Raw genomic sequence first — 15,374 nt, forward strand, 5'->3', positions numbered from 1 at the left:
CGAAAAGTTTTGTTTCGTCAAATGCGGTGGCGGGGATAAGCTTTTTCAATTCCACCAGATCTCCTCATCGGGAAGATCGTTGACCGGAAAGCCCAGAGCCTCGCGGGCAATCCGGCATTCCGGGTCGCCAGGCATACAGTCGCGGCACACCTGCGGGCGCACGGCATAGACACCGCAGCCCACATGCTTGCCGATCTCTCCCGTCAGCGCGGTGCAGCGGCCGTTTTCAAACTTCATGCCGCATTCGTTCGCCGCGACGAATTTTGCCGGAATGGCCGCGATCTGCTCGTCCGTTTCCAGCGAAAAGCGCGGCCAGTCTTCGCTATAGGCGCAACAGGCCCCGCAACTCTGACAATCGAAAATTTCAGGCGGCGATGTTTCCGGCATGAGGCTCCGTCAGGTCGTGGCGCGCGGGCGGCGGGCAAACTCCATGTAAAGCTCAAGCGCGCGTGCCGCAACCGTGGTTTGGGCGTATTCACGGCCATCGAGGCGGCTGACGGGCGCGATCTTGGAATAATTGCCGGTGGTGAACACCTCGTCGGCGCTCAGAAAATCCTCCGGAGAAAGTGTCACCTCGCGCACGTCGAAGCCTGCCTGCCGCAACAGGCCGATCACCCGCGCCCGCGTAATGCCCGCCAGAAAGGTGCGGTTGGCAATCGGGGTGAAAACCACGCCATCCCTGACCATGAAAACGTTGGAGGAGGCGGTTTCCACCACGTTGCCGGTGAGGTCGCGCACCAGGGCATTGTCGAAACCCCGCGCCCGCGCCTCCAGAATCATCCGGCCGGAATTGGGGTAGAGGCTGCCGGTCTTGGCCTCCGTCATGGCGCATTCCGGCGAGGGGCGGCGGAAGGGCGAAAGCGTCAGGCTATGCGGCTTTGCGGTGTGCATGGGAGATTCGAACAGGCACAGCGCAAAGCGGGTGCTGTCCGCACCGGCGGCGACCACCGAACCCGGCGCGCCATGTTCGGCCCAATACATCGGCTTGATGTAAAGCGCCGTCTTGCCATCGAAGCGGGAGACCCCCTCAAGCGCCAGCCTCTCGATTTCCTCCGGCGTCATGGTGGGCTTGAGCCCGATGGCCATGGCCGAGCGGTTGATGCGCTGGCAGTGAAGGTCGAGATCGGGCGTCAGCCCATCGAACCAGCGCGCGCCGTCGAACACCGTCGAGCCCAGCCACATGGCATGGGATACCGGCCCGATCAAAGGCGGATTGCCCTCCAGCCATTCTCCATCAACCCATGTCCAGGTGGGGGTGGGCGCGCGCGTATCGACTGCCATGTGTTTCTCCTTCAGGTGGTGCGTCGGCACGAAACACCCAAGGTTCGGCATGGTCAAGCAAAAAGCATGGACGATCCAAAAATAATTACGAAATTTCAAAGAGATAAATGGATCGATCAAAGCTATTGATCCTAAAGCGCTGTCGCGCAAAAGTGTGTAGCCGATTTGCGATAACGACATGCGACAAAACAATGACGCAAAGCGTCAGGAGTGAATCCGAAAGATCGCGGCACGCTTTAGAGTATTTCAGGTCGCCGTGTTATCCGTGGCCGGTGCCGGATCGGCCAGATTTGGTTGCAATTTCATGCAACCTTAATTTAAAATTGCACAATCCCCTTCATCTCCCATAGGTTGCGCCAGCGCATTGGGCGCAGCTTCATATTTCGGGAGATTTTTTCATGGCCCTCAAGAATATTCAGTCCGCAGCTTTCAAGAATGTCTTTCTTCGCCTGGAGGCGCAGGGCGCCAGCCATCCCGATGGCAAGGGCTTAGGCACTGTCAATTGCCAGTTCGGCGCAGGTCCATGGGAGGCTTTCCATATCGATGCCCGCGAAGACGGCAGCGTTACCATCCGCTCCAATGCGTTTCCCGATGTCTATCTGCGTCTCGACGGCAAAGGTGTCGCCTATGGACAGGATAATGGCGGCGGCGTCGTCAACGGCCAGTACAAGCCAGCGGGCAGCTACGAACATTTCATCCTGCGTCCGCAGGCCGATGGCACGGTGGCCTTTGAATCGCGCGCCTTTCCGGGCCTTTATCTCCGCATGGACGGGCGTGACGTCACCAAGTCCACCGATGGCGGCTCTGGCCATGTGAATGCACAGATCAATGTCGGCCCCTGGGAGAAATTCCACATCATCGACGCGGCCGCCTGAGCCGCGGGGCTGAAAAGGGGATCGCCGGAAATGATCCCGCCCTGCGGCCTGCCATGGCAGGCCGCAGTGTCCAAACCTTTACATAATGCCCGCCACCTTGATGGCGAAGGCATATTCGAAGGCCACTTCCTCCAGCCGCTGGAAGCGGCCGGATTTGCCGCCATGGCCGGCGGCCATGTTGGTTTTCAGCAGATAGGGGCCGGCATCCGGTGCCTTTTCGCGCAGCTTGGCCACCCATTTCGTCGGCTCCCAATAGGTCACGCGCGGATCGGTGAGGCCGGAGAGAACCAGCATGGGCGGGTAGGGCTTGTCGCCGACATTGTCATAGGGGCTATAGGCGGCAATCCAGCGATATTCCTCTTCCGACTCGATGGGATTGCCCCATTCGGGCCATTCCGGCGGGGTCAGCGGCAGGGTATCGTCCAGCATGGTGTTCAGCACGTCCACGAAGGGCACGGCGGCGATGATGCCGCCGAATTTTTCCGGCGCCATATTGGCCACGGCCCCCATCAACATGCCGCCCGCCGAGCCTCCCTCGGCAATGATATTGCGGTGAGAGGTGAAACCTTCGCGCACCAGATGGTCGGCTGCGGCGATGAAATCCTTGAAGGTATTGACCTTCTTTTCCATCTTGCCGTCTTCATACCAGTGGAAGCCCTTGTCCTTGCCGCCACGGATATGGGCAATGGCATAGACAAAGCCGCGATCGACCAGCGACAGGCAGGCGGTGTTGAAGCCCGCCGGAATGGTGATGCCATATGCGCCATAGCCGTAAAGCAGGCAGGGGGCGGAACCGTCCAGCGCCACATTCTTGCGGTAAAGCAATGTCACCGGCACATCCTCGCCGTCATGGGCTTTGGCGAAAACGCGGCGGGTGACGTAATCCTCCGGGTTATGGCCAGAGGGCACTTCCTGCGTCTTCAAAAGCACGCGCTCGCGCGTTGCCATGTTGTAATCGAAGAGCTGGCTGGGCGTGGTCATCGACGAATAGGAGAAGCGAATGACATCCGTGTCATATTCGCCTGCGCCCTGAAGCCCCAGCGAATAGGCCTCTTCCTTGAAGGAAATGGCGTGTTCCTCACCGCTTTGCCGGTCGCGGATCATGATGACCGGCAGGCCCTCGCGCCGCTCCAGCCACACCAGATGGCGGGCATAGGCCATGTGGGAGAGAATGAGGCGGCCCGGCTCATGCGGCACCACTTCCGTCCAGTTTTCCTTGCCCGGCGCGGCGAAGGGCGCCTGCATGATCTTGAAATCCTTGGCGTCGCCGTCATTGGTGAGGATATAGAAGACGTCGCCGCCCTCCGTCATGGAATATTCCACGCCCTCCTCGCGGGCGGCCACCACCACGGGCTCTGCCGTGACATCCTTCGTGGAAATCAGCCGGTATTCCGAGGTCTCGTGGTCGTGAATGTCGATATAGATCACGTCGTCCAGCAGCGAGCCGCCGACGCCCATGAAAAATCCGGGATCCTTTTCCTCGTAAACCAGCCGGTCGGCGGATTGCGGCTGGCCGATGATGTGATGGAAGACCTTGGAGGGGCGATGGTTCTCATCCTGAAGCGTATAGAAAAAGCTCTTGCCATCCGGCGCCCAGACGCCGCCGCCAGCGGTGTTTTCCAGCACGTCCGGCAGGTCCTGCTTGCTGGCGAGATCGCGGATGCGCAGCGTGAAATATTCCGAGCCCTTGTCGTCATAGCCCCAGATGCCCAGGCTGTGATCGCCGCAATTGTCGATGCCGGACAGGCGGAAATAGTCCTTGCCCGCCGCTTCCTTGTCGCCATCCAGCAAAATGTCGCGCAGACCTTCGTCCTTCACGTCGCCGTCGCGCGGAATGCGGAAATAGCGCGGCTGTTCGCCCCCCGTCACAAAGGCGCTGCCATAGGCAAAGGGGCCGTCCTTGACCGGTACGGAACTGTCGTCTTCCTTGATGCGGCCTTTCATTTCGGCAAAAAGCTGCTTCTGCACATCGCCGGTATCGGCCATGGCTGCTTCCATATAGGCGTTTTCCGCCTCCAGCAGCGCCCGGATTTCCGGGTCGAGAATGGAGGTATCCTTGAACATCTGCTGCCAGTTTGCGGCCCGCAGCCAGGCGTAATCGTCGGTGCGGGTCACGCCGTGGCGGGTATCGCTCACGGGGCTCTTCCGGGCCGTGGCGGGGGTGGGCAGGCCGGTGAAGGGAGATTTTGAAGACAAGGGAGCGCTCATGAAAACGGACATCGGATGGCCAAGAGATAGCCACAGGCCGCCCGCCATTCAAGCAAAAACCCCTGCCTATCACAAAAGCGGGAAGCTGGCCGTGGTGGGTGGATTCACAGTTGCTGAGAGAATATGGTTCCGCGAATCGAAGTTCGAAGGGAAAATTCTCAATGCGTTTGTTGATTTTAGCCGTTGGTTCGGGGCTTGTTTTTGCGTCTTCCGCCTTTGCGCTGGATGCGGCCACAACCCGCCAGCTCAAGGCGCTTTCGCCCTCCGAACGGCTGGAGCAACGCTGCGACATGGAAGCGATGAACCGCATCAACAAGGATCGCCACGGCATCGAGCCGGATAAGGTCATTGCCTATACCTTTGGCAAGACCATGGGCGATGGCGCGCATCTGCGCGCCCCCGGCGCGGTGGTGCGCTCGAAAGGGCAATGGTACCGGCTGAAATATGATTGCGTGACCAGCAATGGCAGTCTCGATGTAAAAAGCTTCAACTATCAGCTGGGCGATGTCGTGCCGAAGGAGAGCTGGAAGAAATATTACCTTTACGAATAGTCCCGCCCGTCAGGGTGCGGCCGGGGTCCACTGCGGCAGCGCCCGCCAACCCGCCACGATGTGATCGATGAACAGGCGGGTCTTGGGCAGAATGGTCTGCCGGTCCTGCACGCAGATGTGGAAATCCAGCGGTTCGGGATCGGCCTCGGTGCCGCCCTGGCCGGTAAAAAGCGCCACCAGCCTGCCGCTCGTCACCAGATCGCGCGCGGCAAAAGCGCCCAGCCGGGAAATGCCCGCACCGCCCACCGTCATGCGCGCCAGCGCATCGATGTCGTTGCAGATCACGCTGACATGCAGGTCCGGCTCGAAACGCAATCCGTTTCGCAAAAAGCCCCAGGGCAGAAGCCGCCCGTCGAAGGGGCTGCGAAACAGCAGGCAATCATGGTGTTTCAGGTCTTCCGGCTCCTGCGGAATGCCGCGCTTTTCCAGATAGTCGGGCGCAGCACAGATCAGGATGGGCACGGCCCCCAGCCGCCGGGTTATCAGTCCGCCGCCACTTGGCCGGAAAAGGCGGATGCTCACGTCGATCTCGTCGCGGATATGGTCGGGCTTTTCGTCGCTGAGAATGAGTTCAACCGACACATCCGGATAGGCCGCCGAAAAGCCGGGAATGAGCGGCGCAATCACATGCCTTCCCACGGCAGCCGACACCGCGACGCGAAGCCGCCCCTGTGGCCGTTCATTGAGCGCGTTGAGTGCTGCCTGCGCCATGTCCAGATCGGCCATGACCTGCCTGACCCGCTCGAAATAGATCTTGCCCGCTTCCGTCAGGGCCAGCCGCCGCGTGGTGCGCAGCAAAAGCCTGGCGCCCAGCTCTTCCTCCAGCCGCGCGATATTCTGGCTGGCGGCGGCGGGCGTCACGCCAAGCTGGCGGGCGGCGGCGGCAATGCTGCCGCCTTCCACGGCGCGGATGAAACTGTCTATGCCGCGCAAATTGCTCATGGCTAACGAAACACCCTGTTATTCGTAACTTTTCCTTTATACTGAAATTGGTGGTGCTCTTCTACCCAAATTGCGCCCCGGCAGGCAGCATATCAAAAGCGGCCGGATCGGAAGGACGGTTCCGATGCAGCCGTCCCCTTGTTTTCGTCAGTTTTCGAGACCCCAGGCAAAGAGGTATTCGACATGAACATTCAAGAGCGCGATGCGGCCCGCCGCCGCTACAAGCTGCATCACCGCACCGGCCCGCTGGTTTCGGCCTTTTTCACCGCCAATATCATGGCGCTCATCATGTGTGCGGGCATTGCCGCCGTTTCCGGCGGGCTGACCTATGATCTCATGCACCGCACCTGGAATTCATGGCAAACGGCCATGCCCATGGCGTTTCTGGCGGTGCTGATCGTGCGGCCCATCGTCACGCGGCTGACGGCGCTGTGCGTACATCCGCCAGCGTGAACAGCTTAGGGTGTGTGGTTATTCAACGTTGGGCGGGCTGCAAACGGCAATTTGCTGCGCTCCCGGTGCTCATGTACATTAAGTACACTCCGCTCCGGTTCTCGCAAATCACCGTTTTCGCCTCACCCAACGTCGAATCCCCACACACCCTGGAGCATCATATTTACCGCACGACGCTCTAAAGCCGCAGTTCCATGGCCGCGAGGTCCAGCCAGCGGCCGAATTTCATGCCAACCTGTTCGTGAATGCCCACGAGGCGAAAGCCCAGGCTTTCATGCAGCCGGATCGAGGCGGCATTGCCTGCCTCGATGGCGGCGATCATCACATGCATGTTGGCGCCGCGGGCTCTTTCGATCAGCGCGCGCATCAGCGCCTTGCCAATGCCTGCGCCGCGCTGGTTCTTTTCCACATAGACGGAATGTTCCACCGTGTGGCGATAGCCGTCAAAGGCCCGCCAGTCGCCATAGGAGGCATAGCCCGCCACGCGCCCCTCGCGCTCGGCCACCAGCACGGGAAAGCCGCGGGCGTGGCGAAGCTCCATCCAGGCGCGGCGATTGTCGAGATCGATCAGCACCTCGTTCCAGATGGCGGTCGTGTGTTCCACCGCATGGTTGTAAATGTCGCGAATGGCGGCAAGATCGGCTTCGGTCGCATCGCGAATGACAAGTGGCGCTGGTTCTTCCGGGGTCATGGGGCGTAAGGGTCCTGTCTGGGTCGAGACTACTGCATAATTCCTTAAACCGGAATCGGTTTAAGGTGAAAATTATGCAGCAGATTTAAAGTGTTACAGTGTCCTTCGTGCGTTTGATCACAGTACACGACGCTGAGGCATGGCCTACCCCCCTCTGCCTTGCCAGGCATCTCCCCCTCAAGGGGGGAGATTGCAATACGGACAAAGCGCCATTCTTCAAAGAATAGGTGTGATTACGACCTTTCTCAAGAACGTAGGCAGGGCCTTGATCTTGCCGATCTCCCCCCTTGAGGGGGAAATGTCCGGCAGGACAGAGGGGGGTAAACCACACGCAAAACCGCAGCGTCGTGTACTGTGGCGTTTGATAAAACGCACGGCGCTGTAGTCTTACACCATCTTGCCGGGCGCAGGAAACGCCCTGCCGTCACGCCCCCAGCGAAATCAGCACGGCGGAATAATGCACGGCGGCGGCCACCACCACGAAACCGTGCCAGATGGCATTTTGAAACCGCAGCCTTTGCCACACATGAAAAATGACGCCGGTGGAATAAAGCACACCGCCAATGACGATGAGCGCCATGGCCATTGGCGGCAACCGCTCTGAAATCGGCCCGGCGGCAATCATGCCGCTCCAGCCCATGGCCAGGTAAAGCAGAATGCACAGGCGGTCATAGCGGCCCGGAAAGCGCCATTTGATGAAGATGCCGCCTGCGGCAATCGCCCAGATGCCGAGGAGAAGCGCCAACAGGCCCCATTCATCGGCACCGCGTTGCAGAAAGGGTGTGTAGGTGGCGGCAATCAGCAGGAAAATCGCCGAATGGTCCAGACGGCGCAAATAGGCCTTGGTGCGCGAGCGCGGCCACATATTATAGGTAAAGGATGCGGCAAGGGCAGTGACGAGCCCGAGACCGTAAATCCAGGCGGCGGCAATTTCACCGTAGCTGGTAAAAACCGTGGCGTAGAAAATCAGCGCCGTCACGCCAATCAGTGCCAGCACCACGCCCACCCCGTGCACGATGCCATCGGCCACCAGTTCATGCACATCGTAATGCCGCCCGAAACGGAAATCTTCGCTCATGCCGCGCTCCGCCCTGCTGTCTTTCGCTCCACCATAGGCATCCAAGATTAGCATGACATGAACGGAAATTGCTCCCGGCGATTTCACCGGGGAGGATCTCGAGTCTTCAGATAAAGTTTACCCCGTTGCGGCAAGCTTCCTGCGGCACGGCGCGCGTGAAACTTTTGTGCCTGCAAGACCCTGCGGAGTTTCGTGATGCGCTTTACCGTGCTTGCCACTTTCATGGCACTGATCGCCTATAACTGGTTTTTCGTGAAGGTGGCGCGGGCGCGCCAGCAATTTGGCGTAAAGGCTCCGAAAACCACCGGCGACGAAAATTTCGAGCGCATTTTCCGCGTGCAGCAGAACACGGCCGAGCAGTTGATCTTCTTTTTACCGTCCTTGTGGTTGTTCGGCTTCTATCTGTCCGATCAACTGGCGGGCCTGCTGGGCCTGTGCTGGACGGGCGCGCGGGTGTTTCACGCCGCCGAATATTATGCCGATGCCAAAAAGCGTGGCGCAGGCGCCATGCTCTCGTGGATCATCGCCTTCATTCTGCTGATGGGCGGCACCATCGCGGCGCTGTTGAAATAAAGCATTTCCAGCAAAAGTGGCCTCCGGTTTTGCGTCCGGAAATGCGCAAGCAAAGCAGAAGCATTTCCAGCAAAAGTGGCCTCCGGTTTTGCGCACTTTTCCTGAGAATGCCCTACGCCTCTTCCCGGCTGACCAGAACAGAGCAGCGCGCATGGCGCACGACGCGGTCAGCGGTTGCGCCAATCAGATAGTTGGAAAAATCCGGCACATGCGAGGCGATGATGATGAGATCGGCGGCGTGATCGCGGGCGCATTCCAGAATTTCATGGGCGGCGGCACCAAAGCGCAGTTCTACTTTCGCCTCGATGCCGGTGCGGCTGGCAAGATGTGAAACGATCCGGCGTGCCTCGTCACCGGCCGTCGCGTTCAGTTCATAGGGCACATCGATGGTGAGGTAGGCGGGAATTTTCTCCACCACCGTCAGCAAGATGATTTCGCCATCCGGGTTCTTGAGGCTTGCCGCCTGCCGCAGGCTTTTTTCGCCCTTGCCCATTTGGCCGCAATCCACAGGCACGATGATCTTTTTAAACATGACGCTTCTCCTGGCTTTTGCCTTTGCGCCATTGTCGCCGCGCCATCACGCGGATGCGTTGATCCCGATCAATAGGAGACGGCCTTGGGATGCAGGGCGGAAACGGAGCCGGGGGCCTCAGGCGCTGGCGAACGGGGCAAAGGCGCCTCCTTCAGCAGCACGAAGCGAAGCCCGCGCGCCTTCAGCGCCTTCAATCCGGCAGCCACGCCTTCGCCTGCTGCGTGGGTGGGCTGGTTGATATGGGCAATCAGCACATCGCCGTCGCGGGCGTGCTCGAACTGCTTTTCGGCGGCATTCGCCCCCAGCAGCGAGCCGGAATCGCCATTGATGGAAAATCCGGCGATCTCGAAACCCATGGCCCGGATCTGGGCCATGGAGGAGGGGGTGTAAAGGGCGGTTGCGCCGCGAAACCAGCGCGGCGCGGGAAAGCCTGCCGCGATGATGGCCTCTGCCCCGCCGCTCACCTCCCGCGCCACGGCCTCGGGCGACCCGGCCGCAGCAATGCCATAGACCGAAAGCGGCCGATCGATTGGAGGAACATGGTTTTCGCCATGATTTTCCACCTCGAACAGGTCCGGCCGGCTTTTCAAAACCGAAACCGCCTGCGGATTGCTGCGGATCCAGCGGGCGGTGACGAAAATCGTCGCCTTGATATTTTCGGCAAGCAGCGTGTCGAGAATGCGCTGATCGGTCTGGCCCATGCAGGCATCCAGCGTCACTGCAACCTGCGGGGCCGCCTTGGCCCCGGGTGCCACATGCAGGGAAGGCTCCAGCAATCCGGCGGGGCGCGCCATTGCCGGGTTTGCACAAGGCGGCACGAGGGCGGCGAGTGCCAGCAAATGGCAGCGCAAAAAGCGGCGGAACAGGCGGGACCAGGGCATGGGCAATATCCAGGAATTTCTGCCCCGGTGAAACGCTGAAATCCGCGCGCCGTCAAGACCCGTCTCCATCGGAAAGGCAAATGAGCATTCAAGCCTCTGCTTATGGAACATGCTTCCTGCCTGCACGTTTTGAGGGCAGCGATGCCCTTGGCCTGGCCGGGCAACGGGTGACATCAGGGGGCGAATTCATCATGGACGACACGGTCGCGCGCCGCATTTTGCACAATGAGCGAAACCGCGAACCGGGGCAGGGCAGGCGACGGCGCAAAACGGCGCTGGAACTGGCGCAGGCCTGGTCCGTCATCGGCATTTTCACTATCCTTGCCATTGCGGGCCTGCATGAGGCGGGCGATATTCTCATGCCGGTGACGCTGGCTGTGGTGGTGGGCCTTATTCTGGGCCTTGCCGCAGACCGGCTGAATGCCATCGGCATTCCGCCGATGGTCAGCGCGCTTTTTCTCACCACGGCTTTTGGCGTGGTTATGTTTGCCACGGCCAGTGCATTGGCCACGCCGCTTTCGCAACTGGCCGGCGATCTTCCCGGCATTGCCGAAGGGCTTCTCGACCGCGCCACGCCGCTTTTGCAGCGTTTTCATCTGTTCCGCTTTTCATCCAATGGCGGCATGGACAAGATCATCGACAATGGCGGCAGCATACTTTCCGCCGTTGCGCTGCGCGTCACGCCAGCCATCATCCAGACGCTGATTTTCTTTGCGGCACTTGCGCTGTTTCTGGCCAGCCGCCAGACCATTCGCAAAACGCTGATCATTGCCTTTCGCGATCGCGCCAGACGCCTTTCCGCCATTCGCACCATCCATGCCATTGAAACGGCACTGGGCTTCTATTTCGCCACCGCCTCGCTGATCTATGCCGGTGTGGGGCTTGCCATGCTGCTGATTGCCTGGCTGGGCGGGCTGCAATTGCCGATTCTCTGGGCGTTTTTCGCCTTCCTGTCCAGTTTCGTTCCTTTTCTTGGCGTGACCGCCATGACGATCGCGCTGGCCATTGGCGGTTTGATGACCCATGGCAGCGTGGTGGGCCTGCTTCCAGCCGCCGCCTTTTTCACGGTGCATACGCTGGTGGAAAATCTGGTGACGCCTGCGGTGATGGGGCGAAGGCTGGAAATCAACGCCTTCGCCGTGTTCTTCGCCATCATTTTCTGGACCTGGGTCTGGGGCGCGGCAGGCGCCATGCTGGCCGTGCCACTGTCGCTGATCGGCATGGCGATTTTTCAGGAACTTACGCCGCAGGCCGCGCCCAAGCCGAAGCTGCCGGATTGACCGGGCAGGAGGTGCGGCCTATTCGATCCTTGCCCGCACCATGTCGCCCTTGATGGAGATGGCGGGCTTTGCGCCCGGCACATTGGGAAGGCGGCTGTCGATGAAGGAGGCGGTAGCTTCCACGGCGTAGCTGACAGGCGTGGGGGTGAGGAAGCGCAGCGTCGCATCCATCATTCTGCCGCTCAACCGAATGGTCTCGTCGTTGCGCACGCTGGAATAGACAGCCTTTGCCCGCATGGCTGCTCCCGAAAGCGCAAGCTCCCTCGCATGGCCGGTGAAGGATACGTCGCCCGCCGCCGCATCGATGTCGGCCTGGTCAAAATCACCCGCCATGTCGATCCTGGCTGCCTTCTGGCGCACCAGCACAGAGACCTCCGGCGGCAGGTTGGCCGTAAGCTCCAGCGTGCAATCCGACCAGTCCATCGCCGGGCGATGGCCCGTGTCCACGATCAGTTCATTGCCGTCACGCCGCAGGCTGGCCCCGCTGGCGCAGCTTCCTTGCGACCAGGCCGAGCGCCAGACGGCACCCCAGCCATCCCGCCTTTCGGAGAGACTGGCCGTGAAAGGCTGACCCGGCGCGGTGGCAAGGCTGATATGGCTTGCCTCGCCGGCAATGCTGATGCTCGTAATGCCGGCAAGGTCGTTTACCTCGGCAAGCGCTGTTGCGCTGGAGCGAAAGGCAACCGCCCGGTCCAATGTGGCAAGGACGATGAAACCGGTAAGGGCCGCCAGAAACAGGGTGCGCTTTTTCATGAAAATCTCCGTCATGGGCTGGAAAAGACTTGAAGACGATCTGCAAAACCTGCCTTTGCGGCGACCTTGAACCTGTTTCAGGTCGCCTTGGAACGGGTTTCAGGTCACAATGGGCCGTCATTGCACAAGCTTGCCGCGTGGCCTTTTTGAAGACAGAGGTTGGAAAAGCCCGATTTCACCATGATTTTTCTCCCCGTTCCTTTTTTCGTGTCCTTCCTGCTCATGACCTTCCTGCTGCGCATGGTGCGGCTGGAGGATGAGCGCCGTCCCGCCTTGCCATTTCTTGTTTTGCTTGGCCTTATGGTCGTGCAGGTGCTTTTGGTGGGCCTGCGCTGGGGCTATGGCATCAGCGCCGTCATGCCGCTCATGGCAAGCCTTGCATCTTTTGTGCCGCCCTTATCCTGGCTTGCCTTTTCCACGCTTTCACAAAAAGAGGCGCAGCCGGGAGGGCAGGCTGCCGCGGCGCCGTGGCGCGCTGGCCTGCCACATCTGGCGCTGCCGGTCTGTGTTGTCGTGATGATGGTTGCAGGCGGGCCGGTGGATGCGGCCCTGATCCTGGGCTTTGCCGGTTACGGTCTGGCGCTGTTGTGGAAGTCTCGCCTCGGGCCGGACGGGCTGACAGCCTCACGGCTGGATGGCGCGCTGCGCTCCTGGCGCTCCATGCAGATCAGCGCGCTGACGCTGATCGGCTCGGCTCTCAGCGATATTGCCATCAGCCTTGATCTTGCCTTCGGCACTGGCCGCATGGCGCCGGCAATCGTATCCGGTTTCTCGACGCTGGTGCTGTTTGCGCTCGGCTATGCGGCCTCGCGGATGGATGCCATTCCGCAGCCGGAAGCCTCCGTGCCACAGGGCCAGACGGAGGTGGAGGATAGTACGGCAAGGGCCGCAACCGGGGAAGATGCCGCCATCGCGGCCCGGCTGGAAGAGCTGATGGTGGAAAAACAGCTCTTTCGCGATCCCGACCTCAACCTTGCGCGACTTTCCCGGCGGCTTGGCCTGCCTGCGCGCGCCGTTTCCAATGCCGTCAACCGTGCCCATGGCATGAGCGTGTCGCAATATGTCAACAATCACCGCGTGCAAGAGGCCTGCCGCCTGTTGCAAACCACGCAACTGCCCATAACCCACATTGCCTTCGAAGCAGGCTTCATGACCAAGTCCAATTTCAACCGCGAATTTCTGCGCGTTACCGCCATGAGCCCCAGCCGCTGGCGCCTGCAACACACGACCTAGAGCGGTTCATTGTTTCACGGAAACATTGAGCCGCTCTAACTATTTGTTTTTACGCATTTTCAGACAGAAAACCGGCTTCCACTTTTCCTGAAAATGCTCTAGAGAATGAAGCTGTCTGCCGTGAGCGTGAAGCCCTTGTTGAGGTTGAAGGCTATGTCGATCTGCTTGTCGCCGTTCACGTCGGCGCTCACCGTTGTATAGGAAGAGCCGTAATCGACGCGAAGCTGCGAGGCAGTGCCGGTAAAGGCCGAGGTGGAAATCCAGCTGAAGGCCTGATTGCTGGAGACGAGTGTATTGGCATCGATGGCCGAGAGGTCGATCCGGTCGCTTTCGCTGACGGAGAAATCATAGATATAGTCGCGGGCGGAATTGGTGCTGTCGCTCACGGCGGTAAAGATGAAGCGATCCGCGCCGGTATAGCCGTATAGCTTGTCGGCACCGGCACCGCCGGTGATAAGATCGTTGCCCGCGCCGCCATTCAGCGTGTCGTTTCCAGCCATGCCTTTCAGCGTGTCATTGCCCGCCCCGCCGTTGAAAATATTGGCATTGGCATCGCCGGTCATGCTGTCTGCATAGCCGGTGCCGGTAAAGGTTTCGATGTTCACAAAGGTTTCCCCAACCGCATCATTGGCGTTGGCCGAGGGTGTGGTGAGGTTCAGGATGACACCGCGCTTGGCTGCCGCAAAAGACATGGTGTCGCTTCCGTCGCCGCCGTCATAGCTGTCCACCCCGCCTTCGACGACAAAGCTGTCATTGCCGGCATTGCCGTAAAGCTTGTCATTGCCTGCACCGCCAACCACCGTGTCGTTACCGGCCCCGCCGTTCAGCGTGTCATTGCCTTCGTCGCCATAAATCGTATCATTGCCCTCGTCGCCGGACACCGTGTCATTGCCCAGCCCGCCATGTAGCTTGTCATTGCCGGTCAGGCCGGAAATCCGGTCATTGCCCGCGCCGCCCCAAAGCTCGTTGCCGCCCTGATTGCCGATCACCCGGTCATTGCCGGATCCGGCGATGCCGTTTTCAATCAGCGAGCGGGTATCGTTGTTGTAAAGCATGGCATTGGCAAGGTTGCCACGCGCCAGATTGCTGCTGCGGCTGCCGTCGTCCAGATCGGCAAGCTGATCCTTGCTGAAGGTGGACCATTGCCCCGGCCGCAGGTCCAGCACCATGTCGGTGGTGTAATTGGAGACATTATAGGTATCGATGCCGTTGCCATCCCAGACAGTGCGGAAAATGCGGTTGCCGCCCGGCGTGCCGGTTCCCACGCCATTGATGAACATTTCCCCCGTGGTGGTGGAAAATGTATAGACGGTATTGCCGCTGAAAACCTCGCCGCTGCTGGCGTAATTGGCGCCATAGAGATATTGGAAGGCGGCAATATCATACATCATGTAGGACTGGGCATTGCCCCATTCCTCGTTCTCGCTGCCGTCGGTGGTGGAATCGCCCACATAATCGCGATAGGTCATCACCGTATATTCGTTGCTGTCATACTGGCTGGCCAGCGAAACGAAGCCCGAACGCACCTCATGCCCGTGGGCCAGCCCCAGCGCATGGCCGATTTCGTGGTAGAAGCCCTCATTATAGGCATAATTGCCCAGAACCGGCGTATCATAGGTGCCGTCATTGCGGAACCACACATCGCCTCCGGCCTCATAGGTGCCGGGATAATAGGCGTGCGCCGTGGAGGTGGCCAGCGTCTTGCCGAACTTGATGCTGGCAGAAGAGACCGAGGTGCCGGTGCTTTGCGAAAAATTCAGGGTGGTGAAGGAGGAGATCTCGTTCAGCACCGTCTGCACCACGGCTTTTTGCGTGGCGTTCAGGCTGCCATAGCCGGTGGTCGGCTCATAGCTGTCGCTGTAATTCGATCCATACTGGCTGGCCGAGGTGGTAAAAGCGAAGGAAATGGTGGCATCGGTCCATTTGTAACCGCTCACCAGCGCATCCCAAACCTGCCCGGATGAGGAAACTGTCGTAACACCCATGAAATACCCCTTTGGCCGCTGTGAGGGTCAGCCCCGTGCGGCCACAATTAATCGATCA

Annotated in this window: 16 protein-coding genes; 6 read left to right on the plus strand and 10 right to left on the minus strand. The window is 60.0% G+C overall.

Annotated elements, in window-relative coordinates:
* Positions 1-45 precede the first annotated feature (45 nt).
* Both T424_RS0100130 and T424_RS0100135 read right to left on the minus strand, forming a co-directional pair.
* The gene (locus T424_RS0100130; RefSeq protein ID WP_027485916.1) at positions 46-387 is read right to left on the minus strand and encodes a YkgJ family cysteine cluster protein; all 342 of its coding nucleotides are present in this window, start codon (positions 385-387) and stop codon (positions 46-48) included.
* A gap of 9 nt (positions 388-396) precedes the next feature.
* A complete protein-coding gene (locus tag T424_RS0100135; protein ID WP_027485917.1) occupies positions 397-1,281 on the minus strand; it encodes a branched-chain amino acid aminotransferase in 885 nt (294 codons plus the stop codon).
* Positions 1,282-1,679: 398 nt separating this feature from the next.
* Between T424_RS0100135 and T424_RS0100140 the strand changes: the two genes are divergently transcribed.
* Positions 1,680-2,156, plus strand: a complete 477-nt coding sequence (locus tag T424_RS0100140; protein WP_051558696.1) for a fascin domain-containing protein — start codon at positions 1,680-1,682, stop codon at positions 2,154-2,156.
* Between the two features lie 78 nt (positions 2,157-2,234).
* Here the strand turns inward: T424_RS0100140 and T424_RS0100145 are convergent, their stop codons facing one another.
* A complete protein-coding gene (locus tag T424_RS0100145) occupies positions 2,235-4,364 on the minus strand; it encodes a S9 family peptidase (RefSeq protein WP_051558721.1) in 2,130 nt (709 codons plus the stop codon).
* Positions 4,365-4,525: 161 nt separating this feature from the next.
* Between T424_RS0100145 and T424_RS0100150 the strand changes: the two genes are divergently transcribed.
* Positions 4,526-4,915, plus strand: a complete 390-nt coding sequence (locus tag T424_RS0100150) for a DUF930 domain-containing protein (RefSeq protein WP_027485920.1) — start codon at positions 4,526-4,528, stop codon at positions 4,913-4,915.
* Between the two features lie 9 nt (positions 4,916-4,924).
* On the opposite strand, the gene T424_RS0100155 is transcribed toward T424_RS0100150, so the two are convergent.
* Positions 4,925-5,857, minus strand: a complete 933-nt coding sequence (locus T424_RS0100155; protein WP_027485921.1) for a LysR family transcriptional regulator — start codon at positions 5,855-5,857, stop codon at positions 4,925-4,927.
* 183 nt (positions 5,858-6,040) lie between these two features.
* Here T424_RS0100155 and T424_RS0100160 point away from each other — a divergent pair, with 183 nt between their 5' ends.
* A complete protein-coding gene (locus tag T424_RS0100160) occupies positions 6,041-6,310 on the plus strand; it encodes a DUF2798 domain-containing protein (RefSeq protein WP_027485922.1) in 270 nt (89 codons plus the stop codon).
* Positions 6,311-6,488: 178 nt separating this feature from the next.
* Here the strand turns inward: T424_RS0100160 and T424_RS0100165 are convergent, their stop codons facing one another.
* Together T424_RS0100165 and trhA are read right to left on the minus strand one after the other, a co-directional pair.
* The gene (locus tag T424_RS0100165; protein ID WP_027485923.1) at positions 6,489-7,001 is read right to left on the minus strand and encodes a GNAT family N-acetyltransferase; all 513 of its coding nucleotides are present in this window, start codon (positions 6,999-7,001) and stop codon (positions 6,489-6,491) included.
* A 424-nt stretch (positions 7,002-7,425) separates the two neighbouring features.
* On the minus strand, positions 7,426-8,079 hold the full coding sequence (trhA, locus tag T424_RS0100170; protein WP_027485924.1) for a PAQR family membrane homeostasis protein TrhA: 654 nt from the start codon (positions 8,077-8,079) through the stop codon (positions 7,426-7,428).
* 195 nt (positions 8,080-8,274) lie between these two features.
* On the opposite strand from trhA, the gene T424_RS0100175 reads away from it, so the two are divergent.
* Positions 8,275-8,652 carry an MAPEG family protein gene (locus T424_RS0100175; RefSeq protein WP_027485925.1) on the plus strand — a complete coding sequence of 126 codons (378 nt, stop codon included), beginning with the start codon at positions 8,275-8,277 and terminating at the stop codon, positions 8,650-8,652.
* 112 nt (positions 8,653-8,764) lie between these two features.
* Here T424_RS0100175 and T424_RS0100180 read toward each other — a convergent pair whose 3' ends face one another.
* Together T424_RS0100180 and T424_RS19815 are read right to left on the minus strand one after the other, a co-directional pair.
* Positions 8,765-9,184 (minus strand): universal stress protein, encoded by a 420-nt coding sequence (locus tag T424_RS0100180; RefSeq protein ID WP_027485926.1) that lies wholly within the window; start codon positions 9,182-9,184, stop codon positions 8,765-8,767.
* A gap of 68 nt (positions 9,185-9,252) precedes the next feature.
* Positions 9,253-10,065 carry a polysaccharide deacetylase family protein gene (locus tag T424_RS19815; protein WP_084268341.1) on the minus strand — a complete coding sequence of 271 codons (813 nt, stop codon included), beginning with the start codon at positions 10,063-10,065 and terminating at the stop codon, positions 9,253-9,255.
* 80 nt (positions 10,066-10,145) lie between these two features.
* On the opposite strand from T424_RS19815, the gene T424_RS0100190 reads away from it, so the two are divergent.
* Positions 10,146-11,345: an AI-2E family transporter gene (locus T424_RS0100190; RefSeq protein ID WP_245269369.1), complete on the plus strand. Its 1,200-nt coding sequence runs from the start codon at positions 10,146-10,148 to the stop codon at positions 11,343-11,345.
* Between the two features lie 18 nt (positions 11,346-11,363).
* On the opposite strand, the gene T424_RS0100195 is transcribed toward T424_RS0100190, so the two are convergent.
* Positions 11,364-12,098 carry a hypothetical protein gene (locus T424_RS0100195; RefSeq protein ID WP_027485928.1) on the minus strand — a complete coding sequence of 245 codons (735 nt, stop codon included), beginning with the start codon at positions 12,096-12,098 and terminating at the stop codon, positions 11,364-11,366.
* A 180-nt stretch (positions 12,099-12,278) separates the two neighbouring features.
* On the opposite strand from T424_RS0100195, the gene T424_RS0100200 reads away from it, so the two are divergent.
* Entirely contained in the window at positions 12,279-13,331 is a 1,053-nt protein-coding gene (locus T424_RS0100200; RefSeq protein ID WP_051558722.1) for a helix-turn-helix domain-containing protein, read from the plus strand.
* Positions 13,332-13,429: 98 nt separating this feature from the next.
* Here the strand turns inward: T424_RS0100200 and T424_RS19820 are convergent, their stop codons facing one another.
* On the minus strand, positions 13,430-15,316 hold the full coding sequence (locus T424_RS19820) for a M10 family metallopeptidase C-terminal domain-containing protein (RefSeq protein ID WP_051558697.1): 1,887 nt from the start codon (positions 15,314-15,316) through the stop codon (positions 13,430-13,432).
* Between the last annotated feature and the right edge of the window lie 58 nt (positions 15,317-15,374).

Source organism: Allorhizobium undicola ORS 992 = ATCC 700741, from assembly GCF_000621665.1.
Taxonomy (GTDB): Bacteria; Pseudomonadota; Alphaproteobacteria; order Rhizobiales; family Rhizobiaceae; genus Allorhizobium; species Allorhizobium undicola.

Excerpts from the sequence above, each read along its gene's own strand:
- T424_RS0100130 (WP_027485916.1), bottom strand. The coding sequence starts at position 387 with ATGCCGGAAACATCGCCGCCTGAAATTTTCGATTGTCAGAGTTGCGGG.
- T424_RS0100135 (WP_027485917.1), bottom strand. The coding sequence starts at position 1,281 with ATGGCAGTCGATACGCGCGCGCCCACCCCCACCTGGACATGGGTTGAT.
- T424_RS0100140 (WP_051558696.1), top strand. The coding sequence starts at position 1,680 with ATGGCCCTCAAGAATATTCAGTCCGCAGCTTTCAAGAATGTCTTTCTT.
- T424_RS0100145 (WP_051558721.1), bottom strand. The coding sequence starts at position 4,364 with ATGAGCGCTCCCTTGTCTTCAAAATCTCCCTTCACCGGCCTGCCCACC.
- T424_RS0100150 (WP_027485920.1), top strand. The coding sequence starts at position 4,526 with ATGCGTTTGTTGATTTTAGCCGTTGGTTCGGGGCTTGTTTTTGCGTCT.
- T424_RS0100155 (WP_027485921.1), bottom strand. The coding sequence starts at position 5,857 with ATGAGCAATTTGCGCGGCATAGACAGTTTCATCCGCGCCGTGGAAGGC.
- T424_RS0100160 (WP_027485922.1), top strand. The coding sequence starts at position 6,041 with ATGAACATTCAAGAGCGCGATGCGGCCCGCCGCCGCTACAAGCTGCAT.
- T424_RS0100165 (WP_027485923.1), bottom strand. The coding sequence starts at position 7,001 with ATGACCCCGGAAGAACCAGCGCCACTTGTCATTCGCGATGCGACCGAA.
- trhA (WP_027485924.1), bottom strand. The coding sequence starts at position 8,079 with ATGAGCGAAGATTTCCGTTTCGGGCGGCATTACGATGTGCATGAACTG.
- T424_RS0100175 (WP_027485925.1), top strand. The coding sequence starts at position 8,275 with ATGCGCTTTACCGTGCTTGCCACTTTCATGGCACTGATCGCCTATAAC.
- T424_RS0100180 (WP_027485926.1), bottom strand. The coding sequence starts at position 9,184 with ATGTTTAAAAAGATCATCGTGCCTGTGGATTGCGGCCAAATGGGCAAG.
- T424_RS19815 (WP_084268341.1), bottom strand. The coding sequence starts at position 10,065 with ATGCCCTGGTCCCGCCTGTTCCGCCGCTTTTTGCGCTGCCATTTGCTG.
- T424_RS0100190 (WP_245269369.1), top strand. The coding sequence starts at position 10,146 with ATGAGCATTCAAGCCTCTGCTTATGGAACATGCTTCCTGCCTGCACGT.
- T424_RS0100195 (WP_027485928.1), bottom strand. The coding sequence starts at position 12,098 with ATGAAAAAGCGCACCCTGTTTCTGGCGGCCCTTACCGGTTTCATCGTC.
- T424_RS0100200 (WP_051558722.1), top strand. The coding sequence starts at position 12,279 with ATGATTTTTCTCCCCGTTCCTTTTTTCGTGTCCTTCCTGCTCATGACC.
- T424_RS19820 (WP_051558697.1), bottom strand. The coding sequence starts at position 15,316 with ATGGGTGTTACGACAGTTTCCTCATCCGGGCAGGTTTGGGATGCGCTG.